This is a genomic window from Pseudomonas sp. NFR16, from assembly GCF_900108875.1.
In the GTDB taxonomy this organism is placed as follows: Bacteria; Pseudomonadota; Gammaproteobacteria; order Pseudomonadales; family Pseudomonadaceae; genus Aquipseudomonas.
The window spans coordinates 380,476-407,328 of the sequence record NZ_FNYJ01000006.1 but is presented as its reverse complement, the minus strand read 5'-3'; the positions used below and the strand labels follow the sequence as shown (position 1 = coordinate 407,328).

Sequence of the window (26,853 nt, the reverse complement as noted above, 5' to 3'; positions counted from 1 at the left end):
CGCCTCAGATCTGGATGTACACCACGTGGGTATGGGTGAACTCGTAGACGCCGTGCTTGCCGTCCGCGCCGCCGATCCCGGACTTGCGGATGCCGGCGTGGAAGCCCTGCATGGCCTCGAAATTTTCCCGGTTGATGTAGGTTTCGCCGAAGTCGATCTCGTTGCAGGCGCGCATGGCCGCGCTGAGGTCGCGGGTGTAGATCGAGGACGTCAGACCGTATTCACAGTCGTTCGCCAGTTCGATCGCCTGATCCAGGTCATCGATGATCTGGATCGGCAGCACCGGCCCGAAGATCTCCTGGCGCATGATTTCCATGTCCTGACGGCAATTGGCGAGCACGGTCGGCTGGTAGTGGAAACCCTTGCCGTCACGGTCGGCCACCGCGCCGCCAGTGATCACCTGCGCGCCATCGCCCACCGCGGTTTCAACCATCTGCGCGACTTTGTCCAGACCGGCCTTGTTCACCAGCGGCCCCATGTCCAGCCCGTCCTCTGCCAGCGGGTCGCCGTATCGGGTCGCAGCCATTGAGGCGCTGACTTTCTCGATGAACTGATCAGCGACCTTGCGCTCGACGTACACGCGCTCGGCGCAGTTGCACACCTGCCCGGTGTTGATCACCCGCGATGCAGTGATCGCCTTGACCGCCAGATCCAGATCAGCGTCGGCCAGCACGATGGCCGGCGCCTTGCCGCCCAGCTCCAGGTTGAGTTTGGTGATGTTGTGCGCGGCGGCGGCCATGATTCGCTGGCCGGTGGCAACACTGCCGGTGAAGTTGACCATGTCCACCCCGGCGCTGGCGCTGAGCGCGTTACCCACCGTAGCGCCCCTGCCGGAGACGATGTTGACCACGCCGTTGGGCAGATCGGTCTGGGCGAGCAATTTGGCGAATTCGAAGCAGTTGATCGGCGTTTCTTCGCTGGGTTTGATCACGATGGTGTTGCCTGTGATCAGCGCCGGGGCGAGCTTGCGGGCAATGAGGAAGAACGGAAAATTCCACGGCAGAATGCCCGCGACCACGCCCAGAGGCTTGCGGAACACGAAGATGTTTTCACCGGGCCGATCACTGGTGAGGATTTCGCCTTCGAGACGGCGCCCCCACTCCGCCATGTAATCCAGGTAATCGGCTGTGAAGTTCACTTCCACCAGCGCCAGTCCCAGTACCTTGCCCTGTTCGGCGGTAATGATTCGCGCCAGCCGGTCGGCGTTCTCGCGCACCTTGGTCGCGATCTGGCGCAGGTAACCGGCGCGCTCGTTCGCCGGCTTGCGGGCCCAGCCTTTCTGCGCCGCGCGGGCCGCGGCGATGGCCCGTTCGACCTCGCTCAAGCTGGTTTCCGGCACCGAACCCAATAGATCGCCGTTGGCCGGATTGAATACCTGGATGTGGTTGTCGCCGGCGCTGAACGCGCCATCGATGTAGCTTTGGTAGATGGGTAGCGGGTTGCTCATGGGGTTGCCTCTTTTTATCGATTGGATATGCGATCCCGCAGGAGCGACCGGGGTGGCGCTCCACCTTGCCCGCGATAGCGGTGTGTCGGACAACAACGGGGGGTTCCGACACATTGCAATCGGGCAAGCCACGCTCCTACAGGTGTATGGCGTTTACTGCGCCGCTGCGGTTTTGGCCGACGCCATTTCTTTCTTCAGGTCGTTGGCGCGTTTGATGATGTATTGGTGCACCAGCTCGATTTCGTCGGGCTTGAGCTCCTCGGCGAACGACGGCATGCCGTCATTGACCCGGCCGCCGTAGACGATGCCGAGGAACATCTGATGATTTTCCTTGCTGAGCATGCGCAGATCCGGCAGCACGCCGCCGCTGATGGCGTTGATGCCATGGCAGGTGTCGCAATGGCCGTTGAACAGCGCGCGGCCCTTATCCACTTGCTCGGTGGTGCCGGTAAAGGCCGGTGGATCGACCTTGCGATCGGCGTATTTGTATTTCAGGTCAGGCAGCTTCGCCGTTCCGCCCAGTTTGTAGGTCAGCACCTGGGCGTTGGGCTTGACCCCGGCGCGCAATGACAACGCGCCGGCGAAGGTCGAAAACGCGCCGCCCCACCCTGCCATGAACGTCACGTACTGCTCGCCGTCCACCTCATACGTCACAGGGCCGGCCATCACACCGGTGTTGGCCGGTTGCTCCCACAACACCTTGCCCTTGTCGGCCGAGTAAGCGACCACTCGCCCGTCCGCGGTGCCCTCGAACAGTAGATTGCCCGCGGTGCTCAGCGTGCCACCGTTGAAGATCGTCGAATACGGCACCTCCCAGCGCGCCTCTTGCTTGAGCGGATCCCAGGCGATGAGCTTGCCGGTCCAGGTGTCGGCCAGCTTGCGCAGGCCGTCCGGGTCCTCCGGCATCATTCCGGTGTTGACCTGCAACTGGTACATGCTCTTGAATTTCTTGCGCGGCGGCTGGCCGTCGACGTCCTGGTACAGCGCCGACATGATGTGCGCGGGAATGTAGACGAGGCCCGTCTGCGGGTTGTAGGACATCGGCTGCCAGTCATGGGCGCCCCAGAATGCAGGCTGCACCAACAGCGCTTTCTTTTCCGGGTCGCGCCAGTAGACCGCGGCCTTTTCATCGACGATCGGCCTGCCGGTCTTCATGTCGACGCCGCTCGCCCAGTTGATCGGGACGATGTTTTTCGCCGACAGCAGCTCGCCGGTCTTGCGGTCGATCACGTAGAAAAAGCCGTTCTTGGGCGACTGCATGAGCACTTGCCGCTCTTTGCCATCGATCTTCAGGTCCGCCAGCATGATGTGCGCGGTAGCGGTGAAATCCCACGCATCGCCGGGCGTGGTCTGGTAATGCCAGACGTATTCGCCGTTGTCGGGATTGAGGGCGATGATGGACGAAAGAAACAGGTTGTCACCCTTGCCTTCAGAACGCAGACGCGGGTTCCAGGACGAGGCGTTGCCGACGCCGATGTACAGCAGGTTCAGTTTCGGGTCGTAGGACATCGAATCCCAGACGGTCCCGCCGCCGCCCTGTTCGACAAACTTGTCGCCAAACCAGGTTTTGCTGGCGATCTCCATGGCTTTGTTTTCCGGCGGCAGTTTCGGGTCGCCAGGGACGGTGAAGAATCGCCAGTCCTGCTTGCCGGTCTCGGCGTCATAGGCTGTGATGTAGCCGCGCACGCCATATTCGGCACCGCCGTTACCGATGATGACCTTGCCTTTCACCACCCGCGGCGCACCGGTGATGGTGATGCTGCGATCGGGATCCGTGCGGGTGTCCACCGACCAGACCTTCTGCCCGCTTTTCGCGTCGATGGCCTCCAGGCGGCCGTCGAGTACGCCGATGAATACCTTACCGCCCCAGACGGCCACGCCGCGGTTGACGGCATCGCAACAGGCTTCGCCCGCGCGGCTGCGATCGGAGTGCGGGTCGTATTTCCAGAGCAATTTGCCATCGCGGGCATCCAGTGCGTACACCACCGAAAACGGCCCCGTGGTGTACATCACACCATCAACCACGATCGGCGTGGCTTCGACACCCCGGTCGATGTCCAGTTTGTAAGTCCAGGCCAGGCCCAGTCCCGAGACGTTGCCATCGTTGATCTTTTTCAGCGGGCTGAAGCGTTGCTCGTCGTAGGTGCGTCCGTGACTCATCCAGTTTCCCGGTTCCTGATCGGCGGCGCTGATTCGCGCCCCGTCAACCTGCGCAGGCTGTGCAGCGAACGTCTGCGGACTGAAGGCAACGCCCAGGGCTGGCGGCGAGATAGAGTCGAGGAAAGGCGCCAGGCAGGCGCGGATGCTGGCCAAATCGGTTCATGTGGCTCTCCGTTCTTATTAGAACCGGGCGCTTGGCTGCCCCGGCTGTCGAACGAGAGAGCAAGCGCTGTGCCACGCCGAAGAAAGCCTTCTTTTTCAGATAATTAACCGCACGATGCCCTCCTGCTGATCGCGCTGTCGCGCTACACTTGTCGCGTTTGCAGCGACACTTGCCGCAGGGAGGTCATGCCAGCGCGCAACGGACGGTGTTCATCCCACCGCGATGCCGAGAAGGCGAACCGCCGTCGAACCCGATGCTGGCACCGTGGTCAATCTCTCTAGCCAACCAGACAGCGTGCTGTTCATGAATTCAGTCTCAAGCAAACCCGGCGGGCACTGCCGCGATGGCGTATCGTCGCCTGCCTCGCCTTTGTGCATGCGTATGCTCAAAGCCGATCTATCGTGAACACGTCCACTTCTTCAACGACAACGGCGCCGATGACCGAAAGCCCGCCCCCGCACGCCGATTCAGCACAGCGCTGGATCATCTGCGAGCACTGTGACTCGCTGTACGAATCGCAAGCCTTGAACAAGGGCGAGACCGCGTATTGCCTGCGCTGCGCCGCCGTGCTCGACCGCGGTCATCGCATGAGCATCGAACAATTGCTGGCGTTGAGCGTCGCGGCCGGGATTCTGTTCATCTTCGCCAACGTGTTTCCGGTCATCAGCATCAGCATGCAAGGCCTGCACAACGCGGTGACGTTGTGGGGCTCGGTGCAGGCGTTGGCGCAAGGTCAGATCACCCTGATTGCGCTGGTCGCCGGGCTGGCAATCATTCTCGCCCCCGCGTTGCAGATCGCCCTGCTGTTCTGGGTGCTGGCCCATGCCCATCGCGGGGAAATCGCACCCGGCTTCAAGACCTGCATGCGCACCCTGGAACACCTGCGGCCCTGGAGCATGCTCGAGGTCTGTCTGCTCGGGATTCTGGTGGCGATCATCAAACTCGCGGGCATGCTGGATGTCCACCCGGGCGTGGGTCTCTGGGCCATGGCCATGTTGATGGTGCTGATCGTGCTGATCGCCGGCAAAGACATTCGCCGACTGTGGGACGAACTGGGAGTCGAACCGGAATGAACGGCATCCCCTTCGCGCGGGAACACAATGTCACTCTGTGCCACCTGTGCAGCTATGTCTGCGCAGAGGACGATGAGACCTGCCCGCGCTGCGATTCCACCGTCCATGCGCGCAAGCCCGACAGCCTGAGGCGCACCTGGGCGTTCCTGCTCGCCGGGCTGATTTTCTACATCCCGGCCAACACGCTTCCGGTGATGTTCACGACATTGCTGGGCAGCAGCAGCGAGAACACCATCATGAGCGGGGTCATCGAGTTTGCCGAAGGCGGCTCGTGGGACATCGCCATCCTGATCTTCATCGCCAGTGTGCTGGTGCCCTGCATCAAGTTTCTGGTGCTGGGCATGTTGCTGGTGACGTGCCAGCGCCGCAGTCAGTGGGCCATGCGCGAGCGCTCGCGCCTGTATCGCTTCATCGAACTGATCGGCTATTGGTCGATGCTCGACGTGCTGGTCGTGGCGCTGGTCGCCGCGCTGGTTCAATTCCGCGGCTTGAGCACCATCGAGCCCCGGCTTGGCATTCTGTTTTTTGGTCTGGTGGTCGTGATGACGATGTTCGCCGCCATGAGTTTCGATCCCCGGCTAATCTGGGACGCAGAGGTTGAAGATGTCCGATAACGCACTCCCCCCGTCAGCCCCCGCGCGCCCGCATGTCAAGGCCCGCAAGGCGCGTATATCACTGGTCTGGCTGGTGCCTATCGTGGCCGGCATCATCGGCCTGTCGATGGTGATCCACGACTTCCTCAACGTCGGCCCGAAGGTGGTGGTGTCGTTCCTCACGGCCGAAGGGCTGGAGGCGAAGAAAACCCAGGTCAAATACAAGAACGTGGTGATCGGGACCGTGACCGACATCGCGCTCAGCGACGACCGCACGCACATTCTGGCGACCATCGAACTGAATCAGTCGGCCACCCCGTTCACCCGCGCCGACACGCAGTACTGGGTGGTCCGCCCGCGCATCGGCGCCCATGGCGTGTCAGGCGTCGACACCTTGCTGTCGGGTGCATTCATCAGCGCCGACGCAGGCAGCTCGGACAAGACCGAGAAAAACTTCACCGGGCTGGAAACACCGCCGCCGGTGACCTTCGGCGAACGCGGCAAACGCTTCATCCTGCACACCGATGACCTCGGCTCGCTGGACATCGGCTCCCCGGTGTACTTCCGCCGTATTCAGGTCGGTCAGGTGGTGGCCTACGAACTGGCCAAGGACGGCAAGGGCGTGGACATCGAAATCTTCATCAGCTCGCCCAACGATGAATTCGTGCTCACCGACTCGCGATTCTGGAACGCCAGTGGCGTGGATGTCTCGCTGGGCGCCGCCGGACTGAAGGTCTCCACCCAGTCGCTGACCTCGATCATCTCGGGCGGCATTGCGTTTCGCGAGCCCAACTACAGCCCCGACGCCAAGCCTGCCGAGGGCAACGCCGAGTTCAAGCTGTTCGACGATCAGGCCAGCGCCCTCGCCCCACCGGACGGTGAACCCAAGTACATTCGCATGCGCTTCAATCAGTCCCTGCGCGGGCTGGTGGTCAACGCACCGGTCGATTTCCTGGGCGTGAACGTCGGCCGCGTGGTGTCGGTGGACCTGGATTACGACCCGGCCACCGGCAGCTTCCCTGGCGTGGTTGGCGCTGTGATTTACCCGCAACGACTGGGCGCGGCCAACGACAAGCTTCGGCAACAGGCTGGCGGTGGCGATGAAGAGGAGCAGACGTCGAGAATCATCGGCCGCTTCGTCGAACGTGGGCTGCGGGCGCAGGTTCGCACCGGCAACCTGCTGACTGGCCAGCTGTACGTGGCGATGGATTTCGATCCGAAAGCGCCGAAAGTTACCTACAACGCCAAGGCGCGGCCGCTTGAGGTGCCTACCATCGGCGGCAGCTTCGACAAACTTCAGGAGCAGTTGCAGGCCTTCGTCGACAAGCTGGGCAAGATTCCGCTCGACGATCTGGCCAAGAACCTCAACGGCAGCCTGATCGAACTGCAAAAAACCATGAAACAGGTCAACGGCGAAGTGCTCCCGCAGATGCGTGGCACCTTGCAGCAAGCACAGAAAACGCTGGGCAGCGCGAACGACACTTTCGCCGACGACTCGCCGGCGCGCCAGCAATTGGGCCAGGCCATGGAGGAGGTGCAGCGCACGGCGCGTTCCGTGCGCGTGCTGACCGACTTCCTCAGCCGACACCCCGAATCGCTGATTCGAGGACGCAGCGGCGACGCGGCGCCCGGCTCGTATAAAGGTTCTTCCTCATCCCGTGAAATCGCTCCGGAGCCTGTGCAATGACCCTGCGTAACCACCTTCTGATGTTGGCCTGCGCGTTGAGCCTGGGCGCCTGCTCCTCGACGCCGACGCGTTACTACACCCTCATCGCGCCTGCGACCGAGCCTGCAGCCAATGTCGCCCAGGCACCGTTTCAATTCGAGATGCAGCCGGTGCTGATGGCCGTGCAAGTGGATCAGCCGCCCCTGGTGGTGCGTCAGGGCGATGGCAGTCTGGCGATTCTGGAAAACGAACGCTGGGGCGCGCCGCTCGGGGACGAGTTTCACGACGCGCTGACCGGACAACTGGAGCGTCGCCTGGGGTCGCGGGATCTGGCCGGTTTGCCCAAACAGAGCGATGAGCCGGTGCTGTCGGTGCGCACCGACGTGCGACGGTTCGAGTCAGTGCTCGATCGATACGCGCTGATCGACGTGGTATGGAACCTGAGCTTGCGGGGCGCCGGGGTCAAACGCCAGACGCTGACCTGCAGCAGCGTCATCCGACAGCCTGCCGGAACCGGCATGGAGAACCTGGTGCTGGCCCATCAGAAAGCCGTGTCCAGCCTGGCCGACGTCATCGCTCGAACTGCGACTGACTGGGCTCGCCAGCCCTCCTCGCGCTGCCCTTCCTGATCCCGGCGTATGAACTGACGGGCCGTCATGCAACGCGGCGGCCCTGCACGCGTTGTGCCCGGTTTCTATACGCGCTGTTTATGAAATTCCATTCAGCCGTAACACTTTCATACAACCATTTGAGAAAAGTCTGACAGACAGCACCAAAATGGATCCACATTCGAATGAATGTGGGTTATCGTCCGAACGCCTAAACCGTTGTTCATTTGGTTTACATCAACCCACTCGTTGGAATTCTCCCGGCAAAAGGGATGCTACGAGCTCCCCGCTGCAAGACGCGTCATTCAGGCTACGGCCAATGATCAAGGAGTTTCATCATGTCAGGGATCGGTGTGCGGCTCAGGCAGGAACGCAACCGGCTTAAACTCTCCCAGAGCGCCCTCGGCGCGATCGGAGGCGTAGAAACGAACGCACAAGGTAATTATGAAAGTGGGGCGCGCTCGCCCAAGACCAGCTACCTGCTGCGCATTGCCGAGGCTGGCGTGGACCTCAACTACGTACTCAGCGGCGTGCGCACGGACAAATCGAACGCCGTTCATGAGGGTGAAGGCGCTGGGCTCAAGCCGGTTGTGGACAGCCATTTGCACAAAGTGACCGATCAGTTGCATCGCAATCTGTATGGCCTGATCGACGCGCTGTATCAGATGGCGCAACTGATCGAAGCCCGCTCGAACGACACCTTGGATGAACAGGCAAAAGCCGAACTCGACAATATGAAAGCCGAAGCGCAGTCGCTTGCCCAGGCGTCGGTGCGGCTGATCTTCGTCACCTCGAAACTGACCTGATGTCCTGCGCCGGGTGATATACAGCCCGGCGATCCCTGCGGCATGATTCAGCTTTCTCCAGACGATGTGGAACGCGCCGTGTCTCTTGCCCCTTCTGACCCCAGTCTGCTGACCGCCAGCGCAGCCTTCAAACGGCTCCAGCGCCGGGAACTGACCGCGCAGCAATTGCTCGGCGCCTGCCTGGAACGTATCCGCGCTCAAGAACCCCAAGTCCTGGCCTGGCGCCATATCGATACCGAGCGCGCCCTCGAACACGCCCGCGCACTGGATGCGGGTCCGATACGCGGGCCTTTGCATGGTCTGCCGCTGGGTGTGAAGGACCTGTTCGACACCCGAGACTTTCCGACCGGATATGGCTCGGCAATCTATGAACGGCATCAGCCGGTGACCGATGCAGCCGCCGTTGCCCTGTGCAAAGCAGCGGGGGCCATCGTGTTAGGCAAGACCGTGACCACCGAATTCGCCACCTTCACCCCCGGGCCAACTCGCAACCCGCACAATCCGGGGCACACACCGGGCGGATCCTCCAGTGGCTCGGCAGCAGCCGTGGCGGCGAACATGGTGCCGCTGGCGCTGGGAACGCAGACCGCTGCATCCATTGTTCGCCCGGCGGCCTACTGCGGGATCGTGGGTTTCAAACCTGGCTTCGGCCTGATTTCCCGTGCAGGCGTGAAAAGCCTCAGTGAGTCGCTGGACACCGTAGGCGGTTTCGGCCGCAGTGTGGCGGACGTCGCGCTGCTGACCTCGGTGATGGCCAATGCTGCGGCTTGGCGTGATTTGCCCGCGGACAGCAAACCTCGAATCGGCGTCTGTCACACACCGCATTGGGACAGCGCCAGTGCAGCGGCGCAGCAGGCGTTCGAAGCCACTGTCCAGCGTCTGGCCAGGGCTGGCGCTTTCGTGGTCGATGTCAGCCTGCCCGACGCCGTTGCCGCGCTGACCGCGGTGCATGATGAAGTGATGTGCGCCGAGGCCTTCAAGGCGCTGGCCGATGAGCGTTTGCAACATCCTGAATTGCTGAGTGAACGGCTCAGGGCAATGCTCGAGCGCGGCGCCGCCGTGACCTACGAGCAGACCGTCAGCCATCGCGCGCACGTGGCGTCGGCCCGTCATCAACTGGGACGTGGCTTTGCCGGATACGATCTGTTGATGACGCCCAGCGCGTGTGGTGAGGCCGATGCAGGCCTTACCGCCACTGGCGATCCGCTGTTCTCACGTATCTGGAGTCTGCTGGGTTTGCCGAGTGTGGCACTGCCGACCGGATTCGGACCTCAAGGTCTGCCGCTGGGCATTCAACTGGTCGGACCTTCGATGAGCGAGACCGCGACGTTGGGATTTGCGCACTGGATCGAGCAACGCCTGCACGGCTGAGCGTTGCGCGGGTTCCGAGAGGAAAGGCCGACTCGGGAAATCGTCAGGCGTACGGCACGCGTGACGGCCGTACGCCCTTACCCGGGGCGGGTCAGCGGCGTTTGAGCCGGTCGATGATCACCGCCAGCAACAGAATCGTGCCGCGAATCACATATTGGTAGAAGGTGTCGATGTTCTTCAGGTTCATCGCGTTCTCGATGATCGCCAGAATCAGCACACCGGCAATCACGTGGCGGATCATGCCGATGCCGCCGCTGAGCGAAACCCCGCCCAATACGCAGGCAGAAATCACCGTGAGTTCAAACCCCTGACCGATCATCGGCTGGCCGGAGGTCATCCGCGAGGCCAGCACCACACCCGCCAACGCGCCGATCAGGCCGTGCACGGCGAAAATGATGATCTTGGTGCGGTCGACATGAACGCCCGCGAGCAACGCGGCTTCCTGATTACCGCCGATGGCCAGCGAATTGCGCCCGTAGGTGGTGTAGTTCAGCAGCCAGCCGAAGAACACGAAGCAGACGACGGTGATCAGGATCGGCACCGGCACGCCGAACAACTGCCCGTTGCCGAACACGAAGAAGCCTTCTTCGCCCACGCCTACCGCTTTGCCGTTGGAAAAGATATACGCCAGACCGCGCACGATCTGCATGGTCGCCAGCGTGGTGATCAACGCGTTGATGCGCAACTTGGCAATGACGATGCCGTTGATCAGCCCAACCAGCAGCCCCATGGCCAGCGCCGCCGACACGCCAAGGAACACGCTCTCGGTGTCACGAATGACGATCCCGGCGATGACGCCCGAGCAGGCCAGCACCGAACCGACCGACAGGTCGAAATGCCCGGATGCCAGGCAGAACAGCATGGTGCAGGCCGCGATGCCCACGGTTGAAATCGCCAGCCCCAGGCCACGCATATTGAGCGGCGATATGAAGTTATCGATGAGCAAGGCACAGAGCACAAATATGCCCAGTGCGGCCAGGAGCATCGCCCAATCGTCGAAGAATCGACGCATGTTCATGCCCTGGCGGGGAGCCGTCAGGCTGGTTTCGGTAGACATACGCACCTCGTTTTTATTTTTCACTGTCAACACCCGCTGTCAGCCGCGCGTGCGCGGCAATGCCAGCTGCAATAACCGTTGCTCGTTGGCCTCATCGCGAGAAAGCTCGCCGGTGATCGCGCCTTCGCTCATGACCAGAATGCGGTCGGAAATGCCCATCACTTCCATCAGATCGCTGGACACGACGATGACCGCGATGCCGTCCGCCGCCAGGTTGTGGATGATCTGATAAATCTCGGACTTGGCACCGATGTCGATGCCTCGGGTCGGCTCGTCGAGCAGCAATACCTTCATCGGCATCGACAGCCAGCGGCCGAGAATGGCCTTCTGCTGATTGCCGCCGGACAGGAACAGCATCTGCTGCTCCGGCGAAGGCGTCTTGACGTTCATCGAGCGGATCTGGCCCTTGGCGTTTTCCCGCTCCCACTTGCCCTGAATCAGGCAACCCAGGTGCACATGTCTAGGCCGCGCGCCGATATTGATGTTTTCGGCGACGCTGGACAGCGGCACGATGCCTTCCTTCTTGCGGTCTTCCGGGCACAGCAGGATGCCGGCGGAAATCGCATCGCGCGGGGATCGCAGTTCAAGGGGCTTGCCATCCAGTTGCAGGGCGCCGGCCTGACTGCGCGTCAGCCCGGAAAGCAGGCGGAACAGCTCGGTACGACCGGCGCCGACCAGCCCGAAGAAGCCCAGCACTTCGCCCTTCTCGACCGCGAAACTGACCGGCTCCTGCAGCCCCGGCCCCATCAAACCGGTGACGCGCAGACTCGGCCCCTGATGCTGGCGCGGGCGATAATTGTAAATGTCCTGAATGTCGCGCCCGACCATGCACGTCACCAGACGATCATGGTCCAGCTCAGCCATGTCTTCGAAGGTGCGCACGAAGCGTCCGTCCTTGAACACGGTCACCGCGTCGCACACCCGGAAAATCTCTTCCATGCGGTGCGACACATATAGAATCACTCGTCCTTCGTCGCGCAGCTTGACGATGATGTCCATCAGGCGATCGATTTCCCGCGCCGAGAGGCTGCTGGTCGGCTCATCGAAGGCGATGACGTGAGCATTGCGCGACATGGCCTTGGCGATTTCCACCAGTTGCCGCTGGCCCAAAGACAGGTCGCCCAGGCGCATGCCCGGATCGATTTCGTCCGCCAGGCCTTTGAGCAGTTCGCGGGCGCGGCGCGTCATCGCGCGGCGGTTGACCATGCCCCAGCGATTGGGCATGTGCCCCAGCAGCAGGTTCTCCGCCACCGACATTTCCGGCACCAGATGCAGTTCCTGGTGAATCACTGCAACCCCGGCAGCGATGCTGTCCGCGGTGGACTTGAATGCGAGGTGCTGATCGCCGATCTGCAGGTCGCCGCTGTTAGGCTGGTACGAGCCGCCAAGGATTTTCAGTAGCGTGGATTTGCCCGCGCCGTTCTCGCCCATCAACGCATGAACGCTGCCTGGCCGAGCTTCGAAATTGATGTCTGACAGCGCCTTCACGCCCGGGAAGGTCTTGCCGATCCCGTTGAAGCGCAGACTGCCGCCTGGTTGCTGTTGTTGAGCTGATGCCTGTTGCATGAACCACCCTCCTCCTCGCTCCACGCCATGGGCATGAAGCGAGGCCTTGCAGATGTCAGCCTGTGTGATCAGGCCCGCCAATGTGCGCCGCGATTACTTGTACAGACCGATCTTGGTCAACACGTCCTTGAAGTTCGCACGGGTGATCAGGGTCACGTCATCCATGGCGGTGTACTTCGCCGGCTCCTTGCCGGTGGTCACCCACTCGTACATTTGCAGGGCGGTGTTGTAGCCCTCTTTGTCAGGGCTTGGCAGCATCGAGCCGAAGAAGCCGCTTTCGGGTTTCTTCAGTTCGTCGATGGCGTCGGTGCCGTTGATACCGATGCCTATGACGTTGGCCGGAGCAAACCCCGCGCCTGCGGTTGCGCGTACGCCACCGAGTACGGTGTTGTCGTTCATGCCGCCGACGATGAGGTTTTTCGCGCCACTGGGCAGTTTGGGCAAGGCCGCGTTGGTGGCGTCCATGCTGCCAGGTACGTCGAGAGTCTTCTGCGGGGTGAAGAGGATATGGTCTTCCGGCAGACCGGCTTTCTTCAGTGCATCGACCGAACCGTCGGTGCGCTTCTTGCCCGTGTCCAGCTCGTTGTAGGTGTTAATGATCGCGTAGGTTTCCTTCCAGTCCCACTTGCGATTCTGCGCTTCGGTGGCCATGGCCGCGCCCTGTTTCTGACCGACCTCGAAAGCGGCCATGCCCAGATAAGGAACGTCTTCCATGAACTTGCCTTTGGCATCGACGAAGCGATCATCCACGGCCATGACCTTTATGTCGTTGAGCTTGGCTTTGGCAACGATCGACGGACCGAGGGAGACATCAGGCGGGCAAATGACGAAGCCCTTGGCGCCGTTGGCAGCCAGGCTGTCGATGGCAGAGAGGGTTTTCTCGCCGTCCGGCACGGCAATCTTGATCACTTCGAAACCGTGATCCTGGCCAGCTTTCTCGGCGAATTGCCATTCAGTCTGGAACCAGGGCTCTTCAGCCTGTTTGACCAGAAAACCGATCTTGACCTTATCGGCGGCAAACGCGCCGCCCGTCATCCCGACAATGGCGGTGGCAACAGCGGCACAGCACAGGGAGCGAATCCCGTGGCGACTCAACATAGCTAACTCCTTATTTTTATTGAATAGCTACAGCGTTCAGCAGTGATTGTCGTGACGACCCGAGTGAGGGGGCCGATCGACTGAAAACAGTCATATCATATTATCAATGACGTCTATGTAACCGAGTGTCACACCCCTTCGACGCGCCGCCGTGTTCATCCAGAGAACCGGTGCGATGGCGTTCCCTTGATACCGGTTTCGGCACTCAACACACAGCCGTCCAGCTCAAGGGTGCCGCTGGCAGGTCTTGCGCTGGTGACGAACAGCGTGGTCATGTCCGGCCCGCCGAAGACGCAACTGGTGGGGTGGCTGACGGGCAGTTCGACGATGCGATCGACGCTGCCATCGGGCGCGAAGCGAATGATGCAACCACCGCCCCAGCGCGCGTTCCAGACGTACCCTTCGGCGTCCATCGCTGAGCCATCCGGGGTTCCACGCGGATGTTCATGGGCCCAGATATCGCGCTCGCCGAGCGAGCCATCGGGGCGAATCGGGTAACGATAGATCAGACCGTCGAGACTGTCGGCGGACAGCAGTGCCCCGCCGCTGGCTGGCCAGAGCATCGTGTTGACGATGCCCTGATCGCTCAGCAGCGCCGTGACCCGCGCATCGCCATCGACGCGAAAAATGCCGCCCGAGCGGCGCTCGAGCGGCAGATCACCGCCCTGCGCATCAAGGTTGTTTTGCATGGTGCCCAGCCACAGCCGGCCCTGACTGTCGCAACGGGCTTCGTTGGCACGATTGCCTTCCACCGGATCGGCAACGCACAACAGCGTGAGTTCGGGCTGGTCGGCAGGGGAATTCAGATTCAGGCGATAGACGCCGCTGGCCAGCGTCACCAGTGCATCGCCTGCAGAGGCGGGAATGAACGCCGACACCGGCTCGTTGAATTGCCAGTGACGCACCTCTTGCCGATGCAGTTGCAGGGCGCGGAACCCGGCAATATCGACCCAGTACAACGCTGCTTGCTCGTCGTCCCAGAACGGCCCTTCGGCCAATGTGAAACGCTGGTCACAGACCGCCTGCCACTTCATAGGAATGTTCCTGTTTATTATTGTTGTTCCAGGCCTTGCGGCCCGCTTGCAACGCATTCGTTCACTGCTGCGCCATCGAGCGAGAGATCACCTCGCAGGCGTTTTCGATCAGACTCATGCACGCCCAGACACCGCGCGCCGAATCACGGCTGGCAATCGCATCCGCCAGCTCTTTGTGCAGCGGCAGGGTCCTGCCCAACTCCCCCGGCACCGCGGAGGACACTTCAAACGAAATCGCCAGCAGCGCGCCCAAGGCCGGCAACATCTGCTCGATAAACTGGTTATGACTCGCCGCCAGCACCGCCTCATGGAAACGCTGATCGGCGTGGTTGTAATCACCCAGGTCGGCGACACTGGCCGCCAGCTGCACGTACGCCGCCTGAATCTCGGCAATCTGCTGCGGTGTCGCGCGTTCACAGGCCCAACGCACGGCCATCGGCTCTATCGCACGGCGCAGGTCGAGCAGGTCCATCACCAGGCTTCTCGACAATCCCGTCGCCGCCAGCCAACCGACCACCTGCGGGTCAAACAGGTTCCAGCTGCGCGCCGGCAACACGCGGGTCCCGACCTTCGGGCCGACCTCCAGCATCCCTTTGGCCACCAGCGTTTTGATGGCTTCGCGGATCACCGTTCGACTGACGCCGAATTCCTCACCCAGCGCCGCCTCCACCTTCAGCGACTGCCCTGGTGCAACACTGCCCCGAGCAATCCAGGCCCCCAGGCGGTCTACTGTCGACGCGTGAAAACTGCTGCTCATTGATCCGCCCCTTCTCGCGGCCTTTCCGCGAAATGGAGGCTAATGATCATATGATTAGCTGTCAAACGGCTGTACAAGCCTGAAAAGCTGGACTAAACCTGTTCACCGAATCGATCAAGCTGAAGCTTCTCCAAATAGTATTACAATTTATTTTTAAATCGAGTTTTTTGTTCTATATATTCATCCGTTCGGTTCGCGAATCGTCAAATAGTATGACCAATTGGCGTAAACGTCGTTCGCAGACACGCTGTTCTGCATGCGGTCGTCCAGTTGGCATGCGCAAGCTCCTAAAACAACAAAAGGAAGGACGCAATGAGGAAGACGCTTATCCCTGCCATCGGGCTGACCCTGCTGGCTGCGGCCCTGCAGGCCAATGCCGCCGCCGGCCTGACGGCCGAACATGGCACCTTCGGCAAAATGCCGGACGGCACGACGGTGGAGAAATACACCCTGCGCAACAGCCTCGGCATGCAGGCAACGGTCATCACCTACGGAGGCACGCTCCAGTCGCTGCTCGTGCCCGACAAGCACGGCAAGGCCGAGGACGTCGTGCTGGGTTTCGATGACCTGGATGGCTACCTAAAAGGCACCTCATTCTTCGGCGCCACCATCGGGCGCTTCGGCAACCGGCTCGCGGACGGCAAGTTCACCCTGGACGGCAAGAGCTTCCAGGTGCCGCAGAACGACAAGACCAACGCCCTCCACGGCGGCACTAAAGGCTTCGACAAGCAGGTGTGGAAAGCTGAACAGGTGAAGGACAAAGGCTGGGTCGGTGTGAAGCTGACCTACGTTTCGGCGGACGGCGAAATGGGCTTTCCCGGAACGCTTAAAACGGAAGTGACCTACAGCCTCAACGAAAAAAACGAGCTGCGCATCCAGTACCACGCCACCACCGACAAACCCACGGTGCTGAACCTGACCAACCACAGCTATTTCAACCTGGCCGGTGCCGGCAATGGCGACATTCTCGATCAGGTCGCCGTCGTGCACGCTGCGCGCTATACGCCAGTCAATGAAAAACTGATTCCGACCGGCGAGCTGGCGCCCGTGGCGGGCACGCCGATGGACTTCGTCAAACCCGTGGCGTTCGGCAAACGCATCCGTGAAGACCACCCGCAGCTCAAATTCGCCGAGCCGACCGAGGGCGGCTATGACTTCAACTGGGTCCTGGACACCAAAGGCAAGGTCAGCAACCTGGCGGCCGATGTGGTCGATCCAAAATCCGGACGCCGACTGCAGCTGTTCACCAGCGAACCGGGCGTACAGCTGTATACCGGCAACTTCCTGGACGGCACGGTGAAAGGCAAAGGCGGCAAGATTTATCCGCACTGGGGCGCCTTTACGCTGGAAACCCAGCACTATCCCGACGCGCCCAACCAGCCGGCCTTCCCGTCCACTCGACTGGATCCGGGCAAGTCATACAACCAGACCACCGTCTTCAAATTCCTGACCAAGTGACCCACGCTGCGCTGGCTCATCGGCTCCACTGATGCGCCAGCGCCCCCCATCACTCATTCGTCCACATCCTCAAGTTGCCACACATTCTTCTGTACCAAACGTAACCGTTTGGCATTGAAAGGATTATTTGACTGAATTTTCCTGACGGCAGCGACTCAGTGGAATGTGAGCGACTGATAGGGAGGTTAGCAAGAGTGGCACAGTACAAGCATTTCAGAATCGATTATCTGCTTCATGGCAAATACAAAAGCTTCTACATCAGCGCCGAAACCATGGATAACGCATCCGCCTGGCATTGGGCATCTGTAGACGCAGGATTTGGGCAGATACCGAAATACCGCTCGGACAAAGTCCCGAAAGTCAGTAAGCCCAAAGCCGAACAGCTGGGGCTGACGGACGTTGAGTGGGCGGAGTCTTGAGCCGCTGATCGGGCGTGTGAAGTGTCCAGGCCGGCCCCGTCGGCGAGCGCTGAAAATGCGTGTCGGCGGGGCCCTGGATTTGCAACTCTTTTAATGATCCCCCTACCGCTTCACTTGGCTACGTTGAACCACAGCTCACCGATCAACAGCCGATTCACAGTCCACCCCATGCGGTCAGCCTTAGCTGACCCTGCCGCCGCATAACATCCCCTCTCGTTGAGCGATCGTGCAAGTCGTCCCCACCAATGGCATGTGTTCGTTGAGCAGGCCCGGCTTTATCCCGGAAGGCGCTAAACGTCAGGCCTCAAAAACGATGGCGCCAACTCAGACCTATTCCCGGCTGAAGCCGGTCCTACTGACGGTATGCATTTCTTCCGTAAAACCGGCTTCAGCCAGGAAGGCACGAGACGTCACGCCGCAGAATCGATGGTGCGAACACAGGCATCTTCCCGGCTGTCACTGAACGGATTTGTGACCATTGACTGGCTGCATGAGCGCCATTAGCGTAACTGATCATTAAACGATCATTATGAGTAAGGCCTTGGATTTACTGCCTTACAGCAACTTATCCACAGAGATATTCACGTTTTCCGTGGACAACTTTTTGAACGATATGGCGTTGACTTTCAGCGTCTGTCCAGCGTAGCCGCAAGCAGTCTTCAATGCCTCAAATGGCAGGCGCAACCGTTACGTAATCAGGCTCGATTGCTACAACGAAACGCTCTCGCAGGCAAGCGTTCGCTTCCCCCAATCCGTCCCCCCTTTGGCACAACGCCTCCGGCAAAGGCAGCGCTCGCGGCACGTGTTAGCATCGCTGCCATGCGCAACAGCCACCGAGGAGTACCCATGCTGGAGCAGTCCACCTTCGCCGCCTTCCTGTTCGACATGGACGGCACGCTGACCAATTCGATCGCTGCCGCAGAGCGGGTCTGGACCCGATGGGCGCTCGATAAGGGCGTGAACGTCGACGAGCTTCTGCCCACCATTCACGGCGTACGCTGCATTGACACGCTGCGCCGCCTGAACCTGCCCGGCGTCGATCCCGAGCGCGAAGCCGAACTGCTCGCTCAGGCGGAAACCGATGATGTCGAAGGCGTGATCTCGATCGAAGGGGCTGCGGCATTTCTCGCCAGCCTGCCCGCGGAACGCTGGGCGGTGGTGACCTCGGCGCCGCGCAAGCTGGCCGAGCGCAGAATCCTGGCGGCCGGCCTGCCACTGCCCAAGGTCATGGTGGCCGCTGAAGACGTCGCCCACGGCAAGCCTGCGCCGGACTGCTTTTTACTGGCAGCCCGTCGTCTGGGTGTAAACGCTGAAGATTGCCTGGTGTTCGAAGACGCGGTCGCCGGCATTACTGCCGCAGAGGCGGCGGGTGCAAAAGTGATGGTGATTACTGCGGCCCATTCCCACGCGATGGACACCGCGCATCCCACCCTGAAAAGCTACGACGCCTACTCGATCGAGTTCAACGATGACGGGCGGTTGCAACTGCGCGCACGCTGAGCCGACTGAGCAGGGGCCGATCACAGCCCCTGCAGCCGGCCTCTGTCCGCGGCCGCTTCAACGAGCAGGCTATTGAGCGCCGAGGACGCGGGCCAGTGTCGCCTTGACCTTGCCGATGCCGTCATGCAACGCCTGTTCGATTTCCGCCATGGTAATGACTGCGGAGGACTTGCCGGCGGCCGGGTTCACGACCAGCGCCAGACAGGCGTAATCCAGTTCCAGTTCGCGGGCCAGTGCGGCTTCGGGCATGCCGGTCATGCCGACGATGTCACAGCCATCACGCTCGAGCCGGACGATCTCCGCCACGGTCTCCAGACGCGGGCCTTGTGTGCAGGCGTACACGCCAAAATCGCTGAACGGATAGCCTTCGGCAGACAACGCAGCGATCAGCCGCGCCCGCAACGGCTCGCTGTAGGGGTAACTGAAGTCGATGTGAGTGACATGCTCGAGGTCATCGGCAAAAAACGTGTGATCGCGGCCGCTGGTGTAATCCATGAGGTCATGAGGAACACAGAAATGTCCGGTGCCCATGTCAGGGTGAATACCGCCCACAGCGTTGACCGCCAGGATCGCTTCGGCCCCTGCCTGCTTCAATGCCCAGAGATTGGCCCGATAGTTGACCTTGTGCGGCGGAAAGCGATGCGGGTGGCCGTGGCGGGCCAGGAACATGACCTCGCGCCCGGCATAGTCGCCCACCTGGATCTCACCGGACGGCGCGCCATAAGGCGTGTTCATCGGCAGCGACTGACGAATCGTCAGGCCTTCGAGCTGCGTCAGGCCGGTGCCGCCGATAATTGCGTAAACAGTCATGACAATTCCTTAATCGATCAAGTGTGCGGCGCGCAGGTCGCTCAGCGCCGACAGCCAGCGCGGATGCTGACGGTATTCAGTGGTCGCCAGGCCCTGGCCTCGCATTCTGGCGACGCGGGCAGCGGGTGAAATCTTCAGGCGCTGGGCGGCACTCAATGCAAGCTCTGCCGCCGCACGATCATTGCAGACCAGCCCCATGTCGCAGCCAGCCGTCAGCGCGGCCTCGATGCGACTGGCCGCATCCCCGACCACATGCGCGCCTGCCATGGACAAGTCATCGCTGAAGATCACGCCGTCAAAACCCAGCTCACCGCGAAGAATCTCCTGCAACCAGCGACGGGAAAACCCGGCTGGCTGAGGATCGACATGGGGATAGATGACATGGGCCGGCATGACCGCAGCCAACTGTTTGCTCAACCGGGCAAACGGAATCAGATCATTGGCGCGCAGGGTTTCCAGGCTGCGTTCGTCAACCGGTATCGCCACGTGGGAATCGGCCTCAGCCCAGCCGTGTCCCGGAAAATGTTTGCCGGTCGCCGCCATCCCCGCCTGATTCATGCCGCGAATGAAGGCGCCGGCCAGCAGCGCGGCGCGCTCCGGATCCCCTTCGAACGACCGCGTACCAACGACCGCACTTCGCTGGTAATCCAGATCCAGCACCGGCGCAAAGCTCAGATCAAGGCCGACAGAAAGCACTTCGGTCGCCATCAACCAGCCACACTGTTCGGCAAGGCGTTCGGCATTGGGCGCAGCAGCAATGGCGCGCATGGCAGGCAGACGCACGAAGCCCTGACGAAGACGCTGAACTCGACCACCCTCCTGATCCACCGCCAACAGCAGATCGGGACGGATGGCGCGAATGGAAGCGCTCAGCTCACGAACCTGCCGTGGACTCTCGATATTGCGCGCAAAAATAATCAGGCCGCCCACTTCGGGCTGACGCAGAAACTGACGGTCGTCGGATGTCAGCCAGGTACCGGCGATATCCACCATCAGGGAGCCTTGCAGGCCAGAACTCATATGAAGATCCTTCAACAACCATTGCCCAGGCCGGCATGGTGAGGGATCGACGGGTGCGATGCAAATGCCGGCACACCCGGCGTCGGCTGCGCCTCAGACCTTGGCGGCGACGGGCGCAGAACTTTTGCTGCGCGGCTTGAGTTGGGCGTTGATCATCGCGGTGTCGGTCACGCCGGTTTCCGCGCGCATACCGGCCGCCAGAAACGGCACCATCAGGCGCATGACCTGCTCAATAGACGTATTGACGCCGAAATCGGTTTCGGCGATGGCGCGCAATGCCTTGATCCCGGACATGCTGAACGCCGCCGCGCCGAGCATAAAATGCACGCGCCAGAACAGTTCGATGGGCGGAATACGCGGCGCGGCTTCATTGACCAGCAACATGTAACGGCGGAACACCTTGCCGTACATGTCCTCAAGATAACGCCGCAGGTGGCCTTGGCTCTGGCTGAAAGCAAGGCCCAGCAAGCGCATGAAAATCGACAAATCGTTGCCGCTTCGGGGCTGCACGACCAGCGCCTGCTCGACGAGGATCTCGAGCAACTCTTCCAGTGTAGGTTTGTGATCGGGCTTGGCCTGCCGACGCTCCAGTTCGCGATCCAGGCTGATGCAGAAAGGCCCCAGGAACCGCGAGAACACAGCTTGAATCAGGGCCTTTTTCGAGCCGAAGTGATAGTTCACCGCTGCCAGATTGACCGACGCCTTGCTGGTAATGAGGCGCAAGGACGTTTCGGCAAAACCTTTTTCCGCGAACAGCTGCTCAGCAGCATCGAGAATTCGTTCAACTGTTTCCGACTGGGCCATGGTTACTCGCCTGACAAACACTTGTTTGAAACATACGTTTCAGTCGATCACCTGTCAACCCTGACGGTTCGTTTTCTGTCCAGTGAGTCACGCCATTTAACCATACAAACCGTGGCCGGTAGCCATCCCCGGCAAGACCATCCGGCACGCTTGATAAAAAGGAGGATTGCCAAGACGCGATCACTGTATATAATCCCAGTCACTGTATAAAAAGACAGAGCGATGCACATGATCAAACTGACGTCACGCCAAGCCGAAATTCTGGACTTCATCAAGCGCTGTCTCGAAGATAACGGCTACCCGCCCACCCGTGCGGAAATCGCTCAGGAACTGGGATTCAAATCCCCTAACGCCGCTGAAGAACACCTCAAGGCCCTGGCGCGCAAAGGCGCCATCGAAATGACCCCGGGTGCTTCCCGCGGCATCCGCATTCCCGGCTTCGAAGCCAAGACCGAAGAAAGCGGCCTGCCCATCATCGGCCGCGTGGCCGCCGGCGCGCCGATTCTGGCTCAGCAACACATCGAAGAATCCCTGGCCATCAACCCGGCCTTCTTTCATCCGAGTGCAGATTACCTGCTGCGCGTACACGGCATGAGCATGAAGGACGTCGGGATTCTCGACGGAGACCTGCTTGCCGTCCACACCACCCGTGAGGCCCGCAATGGCCAGATCGTCGTGGCGCGGATTGGTGACGAAGTCACGGTCAAGCGCTTCAAGCGTGAAGGCAGCAAAGTCTGGCTGATCGCCGAAAATCCCGAATTCGCCCCTATCGAAGTCAACCTGAAAGATCAGGATCTGGTCATCGAAGGGTTGAGCGTTGGCGTGATTCGCCGCTAAGGAGAACGTTTATGCAGTTCCCACAGACACCGCAACAACATGCACAACTGCCTTTGTTCGAAGCATTCATGGCGCCTGTCGCGATGCTCGATGTCCCACGGCTTCACATCCCGGTGCTCGACGAAGTCGTCGATACGCCGTGGAACAGTGAGCCGGAAGCCTTTAGTGAATTGTCATTGCGCGGCGCTGCCGGGAACTGCCTGAACCTGCTCGCACCGATCCTGCGAGAACTCAGCCAGGACAAACATGACCGCTGGCTGACGCTGATCGCGCCGCCATCGAGCGTGACACAGGCATGGCTGCGCGATGCCGGCCTGAACCGGGAACGCATTATCCTGATGCATCCTCGTGGGACGCAGAGTGCACTGGAGTTAACTCGCGAGGCGCTGCGCCTGGGCCGCAGCCATACCGTGGTGAGCTGGATCAATCCGATATCGAGCAGTGCTCGTCAGCAACTGATCAGCGCGGCACGCACCGGCGACGCACAGAGTCTCAACATCCGCCTGGGCTGAACCGGCAAACCGCGTGAGGAAGGATTCAGGGGTGTTTCCGGGCTTCTCTGGGACGAGAAGCCGACAGACATGAAAGCAAGAGGATAATCCTGGCGGATCAATGCAGGACGCGAGGTCCCTCTTCTTCTTTGGTCAACTCACCCTCGGCCAGACGACCGGCCATCTGCACACCCACACTGAGCATCGCTTTGGCGACTTCGACGTGTTGGCCTTGCAGAAACGCCTTGGCGTCTTCGGAGAAGTTCAAGGTCACAAGAGACCCTTCATCCTCGGCTCGGCGCAGCTCGATGCGACCGTCAGGCAGTTCGACAATTTCCAGAAAAGAGGTTGGCATCAGGACAGTTCTCCACGAAAGGCGGGCATTGTAACAGCCTGATGACTCAGGCCCTAGCCCATCGATCACTCTGCTGTCTCAACACTCGCTCAGCCCTTCCCTGAAGCGAATCGCCAGCCCTTTCAGTTGCTGACGCCAGCTTTCCATCTCCTCGCGGCTCAATTCCGGCGCAGCGGTTTCCTCCACGGCGACTGCAATGATCAGTGGCTGGGTCACGTCACCTTTGGGCTTCTTCGGCGCCCTGGGTGGCAAAAACAGCGAGTTGTACGAAGCCAGCAGTTGTGCCAGCCATGTTTCCCGCTGCTGTGCCAATTCGACAAGCTCGGCCATTTCCGGGATGGCGATGGCTTCCAGAACCTGACGCGTTAGCAAATCTTCTGCGCGAGAGGTGCCCGCCTGGGGCAGGCGATAATACCCGGCGATCTCGTGACACAAGCCCAGCAACGCACCATAGAGGTGAAACACTGCCGATTCGCGCTCGGCCTGCTCCAGTCCCTGGGCATTCATGGCACGGCTTTCCCGGGCCTTGGCCATTGACTCCAGGGCGAGGCCTGCGAAGAAAATCTTCTGATTGGTGCGGGTATAGAGTTCGTGAGCCATGTCAGTGGCCTCCACTTCAATGAATGCGAACGAGCAAGCCTGGCAAAAAAATCCCTCGGGGCGCTTACGCACATCGAGGGATTCTTTTAACGCAAAGCGCCGGGGCTCGCCAGTCTGATCAACGTCAGGCGATCAACGCTTGTCTTCGACCTTCCAGCTGCCACCGTCGTAGAACGCACGCCAGCCCGTTGGCTTGCCGTCCACTTCGGTCTGCACGTATTGCTCCTTGGACTTGCGGCTGTAGCGAATCACCGCGGGACGACCATCGGGATCCTTCTTCGGTGCTTCGCACAGGAAGTGGTACTTGGGATCGATCTCATCCTTGTGCGGCACGATTTCCAGCACCAGCGGCGCACGCGTCTCGCGGTTTTTCGGGAACTGGCTGGCGGCCAGGAACAACCCCGAGGCACCGTCACGCAGGATGTAGGTGTCGTCGACCTTCTCACACTTGAGCTCCGGCATTTTGACCGGGTCCATCTTCGGCGGCGCCGCTTCTCCGTTTTTCAGCAGTTTGCGAGTGTTCTTGCAGTTGGTGCAGCCGAAGAACTTGCCGAAGCGGCCGGTCTTCAGTTGCATCTCGCCGCCACACTTGTCGCACTCCACGCTCGGGCCTTCATAGCCCTTGATGCGGTAGTTACCTTCTTCGATCTCGTAGCCCACGCAGTCCGGGTTGTTACCGCAGATGTGCAGCTTGTGCTTCTCGTCGAGCAGGTAGGCATCCATCGCCGTGCTGCAGACCGGGCAGCGGTGCTTGCCACGCAACACGCGTGATTCGGATTCGCCCTCGTCGTCTTCGGCGATCTCATCGCCCGGCGTCAGGTTGACCGTCGCCTTGCAGCGCTCTTTTGGCGGCAGGCTGTAACCCGAGCAGCCCAGGAACACGCCAGTGGACGCCGTGCGAATCTGCATCGGACGACCGCAAACCTTGCACGGAATGTCTGTCATGACCGGCTGGTTGGCGCGCATGCCGCTGTCGCTGGCCTCGGCGACTTCCAGTTTTTTCTTGAAGTCACCGTAGAACTCGTCGAGCACGTTTTTCCAGTCGCGCTCGCCTTGCGCCACGTCGTCGAGATTCTCTTCCATGCCGGCAGTAAAGCCGTAGTCCATCAGGTTGGAGAAGCTTTCGGACAGACGCTCGGTGACGATGTCACCCATTTTTTCCGAGTAGAAACGGCGGTTGTGCAGAGCGACATAACCCCGATCCTGGATGGTCGAGATGATCGCCGCGTAGGTCGAAGGACGACCGATCCCGCGCTTTTCCATTTCCTTGACCAGGCTCGCTTCCGAATACCGGGCAGGCGGCTTGGTGAAATGCTGGCTTGGATCGAGCTTGATCAGCTTCAGGGTGTCGCCCTGGGCCATGTCCGGCAGCACGTCGTCATCGCCAGGCTTGCTCATCTGCGGCAGCACGCGGGTGTAGCCGTCGAACTTGAGGATGCGGCCCTTGGCGCGCAGCTCGAAACTGCCGGCAGTCACGCTGACCGTGGTGGACAGGTACTGCGCCGGCGGCATCTGGCAGGCCACGAACTGGCGCCAGATCAGGTCGTACAGGCGCTCGGCGTCACGCTCCATGCCCGACAGCTTGCTCGGGTGAGTGTTGACGTCGGAAGGACGAATCGCTTCGTGAGCTTCTTGTGCGCCTTCTTTGCTGCTGTAGACGTTCGGCGATTCCGGCAGGTATTTCTTGCCGAATTCGCTTTCGATGTAAGTGCGCGCCATCGCAACGGCATCGGCCGACAGGTTGGTCGAGTCGGTACGCATATAGGTGATGTAACCGGCTTCGTACAAACGCTGGGCCATCATCATGGTTTTCTTTACGCCGAAGCCCAGGCGGTTGCTGGCAGCCTGCTGGAGCGTGGACGTGATGAAGGGCGCCGACGGCTTGCTGCTGGTCGGTTTGTCTTCACGCTTGGCGATGCTGTAGGAAGAAGACTTGAGCTTCTCCAGTGCGGCCATGGCCTGCGCTTCGTTCAGGGGCTTAAAGGCCTCGCCGTTTTCGCGAGCCACTTCAAATCGCACGTTGGCGCCCTTGGCGGTGCCCAGATCAGCGTGAACCTCCCAGTACTCTTCCGGAATGAACGCACGGATCTCGCGCTCACGCTCCACCACCAGCTTCACGGCAACCGACTGCACACGACCGGCGGACAGTCCGCGGGCGATCTTCTGCCACAGCAGCGGCGAGACCATGTAACCCACGACCCGGTCGAGGAAGCGGCGCGCCTGCTGGGCATTGACACGATCGATGTCCAGCTCGCCCGGTTTGGAGAAGGCTTCCTGAATGGCTTTCTTGGTGATTTCGTTGAACACGACACGCTTGTAGCGATCGTCGTCGCCACCAATGGCTTCGCGCAGGTGCCATGCAATGGCCTCCCCTTCGCGGTCCAAGTCCGTCGCGAGATAAATGGTGTCAGCATCCTTGGCCAGCCGGCGCAGCTCGTCGATCACCTTTTCCTTGCCGGGAAGGATCTCGTACTTGGCTTTCCAGCCATGCTCGGGATCGACGCCCATGCGCGCCACCAGCTGGCGCTTGGCCTTTTCCTTGGGCGACAGCGCAGGCGCTTCGGACGCAGTCTTGCCACGTTTGGCAGCAGGCTCTTTGGCGGCGCTAGCCGAACCGCTGGTGGGCAGGTCTCGGATATGGCCGATACTCGACTTCACCACGTACTGGCTGCCCAGATACTTGTTGATGGTCTTGGCCTTAGCCGGGGATTCCACAATGACCAGCGATTTGCCCATGGATCGGAAAATTCCTAATGCGAGAAAAAAGACGTTGGAGCCGTCGAGGCCCCGCTATATATAGTGGCTGCAAGGTGAGGTCAAGCAGAGGCTACTGCAAGGTCTCGCCTCATCCCTTTGAAAAAAGATCAGGTTCGGCCTGGACCAAAGCAAAGCGCGGCACTTGCTCCCCGTCAACCTCGACCGACTCCAGAAACATGCTCAAAGGGCGTACCCACAAGCCATATTCGCCATACAGCGCCTGATAAAACACCACTTCCTCTTCCGTCTCGGAATGGCGCGCGACACCGAAAACACGGTACTCGGGACCTTTGTAGTGACGATAGAGACCTGGCTGTAACGGCATGGTGCGGACCTCGAGGATTGACACGAAAAAACTTTCAAAAAAACATTTCCGGAGAAAAACAAAAGCCGGGGCACATGG

25 protein-coding genes are annotated in these 26,853 nt (G+C 60.7%); 11 read left to right on the top strand and 14 right to left on the bottom strand.

The window, feature by feature from the left end:
* Positions 1-4 precede the first annotated feature (4 nt).
* On the bottom strand, positions 5-1,447 hold the full coding sequence (gene aldA, locus BMZ10_RS23000; protein ID WP_093467671.1) for an aldehyde dehydrogenase: 1,443 nt from the start codon (positions 1,445-1,447) through the stop codon (positions 5-7).
* Between the two features lie 153 nt (positions 1,448-1,600).
* Entirely contained in the window at positions 1,601-3,718 is a 2,118-nt protein-coding gene (locus BMZ10_RS22995) for a PQQ-dependent dehydrogenase, methanol/ethanol family (RefSeq protein ID WP_256214571.1), read from the bottom strand.
* Positions 3,719-4,207: 489 nt separating this feature from the next.
* Between BMZ10_RS22995 and BMZ10_RS22990 the strand changes: the two genes are divergently transcribed.
* The 6 genes from BMZ10_RS22990 (at position 4,208) to BMZ10_RS22965 (ending at position 9,887) form a co-directional block, all read left to right on the top strand.
* A complete protein-coding gene (locus BMZ10_RS22990; protein ID WP_093467665.1) occupies positions 4,208-4,843 on the top strand; it encodes a paraquat-inducible protein A in 636 nt (211 codons plus the stop codon).
* Positions 4,840-5,457: a paraquat-inducible protein A gene (locus BMZ10_RS22985; protein WP_093467662.1), complete on the top strand. Its 618-nt coding sequence runs from the start codon at positions 4,840-4,842 to the stop codon at positions 5,455-5,457. The genes BMZ10_RS22990 and BMZ10_RS22985 overlap by 4 nt, the downstream gene beginning before the upstream one ends.
* A complete protein-coding gene (locus tag BMZ10_RS22980) occupies positions 5,447-7,123 on the top strand; it encodes a PqiB family protein (RefSeq protein WP_093467659.1) in 1,677 nt (558 codons plus the stop codon). Before BMZ10_RS22985 ends, BMZ10_RS22980 begins: the two co-directional genes overlap by 11 nt.
* The gene (locus BMZ10_RS22975) at positions 7,120-7,731 is read left to right on the top strand and encodes a PqiC family protein (protein ID WP_093467655.1); all 612 of its coding nucleotides are present in this window, start codon (positions 7,120-7,122) and stop codon (positions 7,729-7,731) included. Before BMZ10_RS22980 ends, BMZ10_RS22975 begins: the two co-directional genes overlap by 4 nt.
* Before the next feature lie 317 nt (positions 7,732-8,048).
* On the top strand, positions 8,049-8,516 hold the full coding sequence (locus BMZ10_RS22970; protein ID WP_093467652.1) for a helix-turn-helix domain-containing protein: 468 nt from the start codon (positions 8,049-8,051) through the stop codon (positions 8,514-8,516).
* A gap of 78 nt (positions 8,517-8,594) precedes the next feature.
* On the top strand, positions 8,595-9,887 hold the full coding sequence (locus tag BMZ10_RS22965; RefSeq protein WP_218147273.1) for an amidase: 1,293 nt from the start codon (positions 8,595-8,597) through the stop codon (positions 9,885-9,887).
* 91 nt (positions 9,888-9,978) lie between these two features.
* Here the strand turns inward: BMZ10_RS22965 and araH are convergent, their stop codons facing one another.
* The 5 genes from araH to BMZ10_RS22940 all read right to left on the bottom strand — a co-directional run bounded on the left by araH (position 9,979) and on the right by BMZ10_RS22940 (position 15,399).
* On the bottom strand, positions 9,979-10,944 hold the full coding sequence (gene araH, locus BMZ10_RS22960) for an L-arabinose ABC transporter permease AraH (RefSeq protein ID WP_177182200.1): 966 nt from the start codon (positions 10,942-10,944) through the stop codon (positions 9,979-9,981).
* 39 nt (positions 10,945-10,983) lie between these two features.
* On the bottom strand, positions 10,984-12,510 hold the full coding sequence (araG, locus tag BMZ10_RS22955; RefSeq protein ID WP_093467642.1) for an L-arabinose ABC transporter ATP-binding protein AraG: 1,527 nt from the start codon (positions 12,508-12,510) through the stop codon (positions 10,984-10,986).
* A 93-nt stretch (positions 12,511-12,603) separates the two neighbouring features.
* A complete protein-coding gene (locus BMZ10_RS22950) occupies positions 12,604-13,608 on the bottom strand; it encodes a substrate-binding domain-containing protein (RefSeq protein ID WP_093467639.1) in 1,005 nt (334 codons plus the stop codon).
* A 155-nt stretch (positions 13,609-13,763) separates the two neighbouring features.
* Positions 13,764-14,642 carry an SMP-30/gluconolactonase/LRE family protein gene (locus BMZ10_RS22945; protein WP_093467636.1) on the bottom strand — a complete coding sequence of 293 codons (879 nt, stop codon included), beginning with the start codon at positions 14,640-14,642 and terminating at the stop codon, positions 13,764-13,766.
* A 61-nt stretch (positions 14,643-14,703) separates the two neighbouring features.
* Positions 14,704-15,399, bottom strand: a complete 696-nt coding sequence (locus BMZ10_RS22940) for a FadR/GntR family transcriptional regulator (RefSeq protein WP_093467633.1) — start codon at positions 15,397-15,399, stop codon at positions 14,704-14,706.
* Positions 15,400-15,711: 312 nt separating this feature from the next.
* On the opposite strand from BMZ10_RS22940, the gene BMZ10_RS22935 reads away from it, so the two are divergent.
* From BMZ10_RS22935 to BMZ10_RS22925, 3 genes are all read left to right on the top strand, one after another.
* Positions 15,712-16,857, top strand: a complete 1,146-nt coding sequence (locus tag BMZ10_RS22935; RefSeq protein ID WP_093467630.1) for an aldose epimerase family protein — start codon at positions 15,712-15,714, stop codon at positions 16,855-16,857.
* A 194-nt stretch (positions 16,858-17,051) separates the two neighbouring features.
* Entirely contained in the window at positions 17,052-17,276 is a 225-nt protein-coding gene (locus tag BMZ10_RS22930; RefSeq protein ID WP_093467628.1) for a DUF6555 family protein, read from the top strand.
* 846 nt (positions 17,277-18,122) lie between these two features.
* On the top strand, positions 18,123-18,776 hold the full coding sequence (locus BMZ10_RS22925) for an HAD-IA family hydrolase (protein WP_093467625.1): 654 nt from the start codon (positions 18,123-18,125) through the stop codon (positions 18,774-18,776).
* 69 nt (positions 18,777-18,845) lie between these two features.
* On the opposite strand, the gene BMZ10_RS22920 is transcribed toward BMZ10_RS22925, so the two are convergent.
* From BMZ10_RS22920 to BMZ10_RS22910, 3 genes are all read right to left on the bottom strand, one after another.
* Positions 18,846-19,586: an S-methyl-5'-thioinosine phosphorylase gene (locus tag BMZ10_RS22920; protein WP_093467622.1), complete on the bottom strand. Its 741-nt coding sequence runs from the start codon at positions 19,584-19,586 to the stop codon at positions 18,846-18,848.
* A gap of 9 nt (positions 19,587-19,595) precedes the next feature.
* Positions 19,596-20,594, bottom strand: a complete 999-nt coding sequence (nagZ, locus tag BMZ10_RS22915) for a beta-N-acetylhexosaminidase (protein ID WP_177182205.1) — start codon at positions 20,592-20,594, stop codon at positions 19,596-19,598.
* A 105-nt stretch (positions 20,595-20,699) separates the two neighbouring features.
* Positions 20,700-21,410 carry a TetR/AcrR family transcriptional regulator gene (locus BMZ10_RS22910; RefSeq protein ID WP_093467616.1) on the bottom strand — a complete coding sequence of 237 codons (711 nt, stop codon included), beginning with the start codon at positions 21,408-21,410 and terminating at the stop codon, positions 20,700-20,702.
* A gap of 228 nt (positions 21,411-21,638) precedes the next feature.
* Between BMZ10_RS22910 and lexA the strand changes: the two genes are divergently transcribed.
* Both lexA and sulA read left to right on the top strand, forming a co-directional pair.
* The gene (gene lexA / locus BMZ10_RS22905; protein WP_093467923.1) at positions 21,639-22,247 is read left to right on the top strand and encodes a transcriptional repressor LexA; all 609 of its coding nucleotides are present in this window, start codon (positions 21,639-21,641) and stop codon (positions 22,245-22,247) included.
* Positions 22,248-22,258: 11 nt separating this feature from the next.
* Complete coding sequence (gene sulA / locus BMZ10_RS22900; protein ID WP_093467613.1) at positions 22,259-22,759, top strand: SOS-induced cell division inhibitor SulA; 501 nt, start codon at positions 22,259-22,261, stop codon at positions 22,757-22,759.
* Positions 22,760-22,856: 97 nt separating this feature from the next.
* On the opposite strand, the gene BMZ10_RS22895 is transcribed toward sulA, so the two are convergent.
* The 4 genes from BMZ10_RS22895 to BMZ10_RS22880 form a co-directional block, all read right to left on the bottom strand.
* Positions 22,857-23,093, bottom strand: coding sequence for a hypothetical protein (locus BMZ10_RS22895; RefSeq protein WP_093467610.1), 237 nt, complete (start codon positions 23,091-23,093; stop codon positions 22,857-22,859).
* Between the two features lie 78 nt (positions 23,094-23,171).
* On the bottom strand, positions 23,172-23,693 hold the full coding sequence (locus BMZ10_RS22890) for a DUF6586 family protein (protein ID WP_093467607.1): 522 nt from the start codon (positions 23,691-23,693) through the stop codon (positions 23,172-23,174).
* 132 nt (positions 23,694-23,825) lie between these two features.
* Positions 23,826-26,429, bottom strand: coding sequence for a type I DNA topoisomerase (topA, locus tag BMZ10_RS22885; protein ID WP_093467604.1), 2,604 nt, complete (start codon positions 26,427-26,429; stop codon positions 23,826-23,828).
* Between the two features lie 109 nt (positions 26,430-26,538).
* A complete protein-coding gene (locus BMZ10_RS22880; protein ID WP_177182199.1) occupies positions 26,539-26,775 on the bottom strand; it encodes a DUF1653 domain-containing protein in 237 nt (78 codons plus the stop codon).
* Between the last annotated feature and the right edge of the window lie 78 nt (positions 26,776-26,853).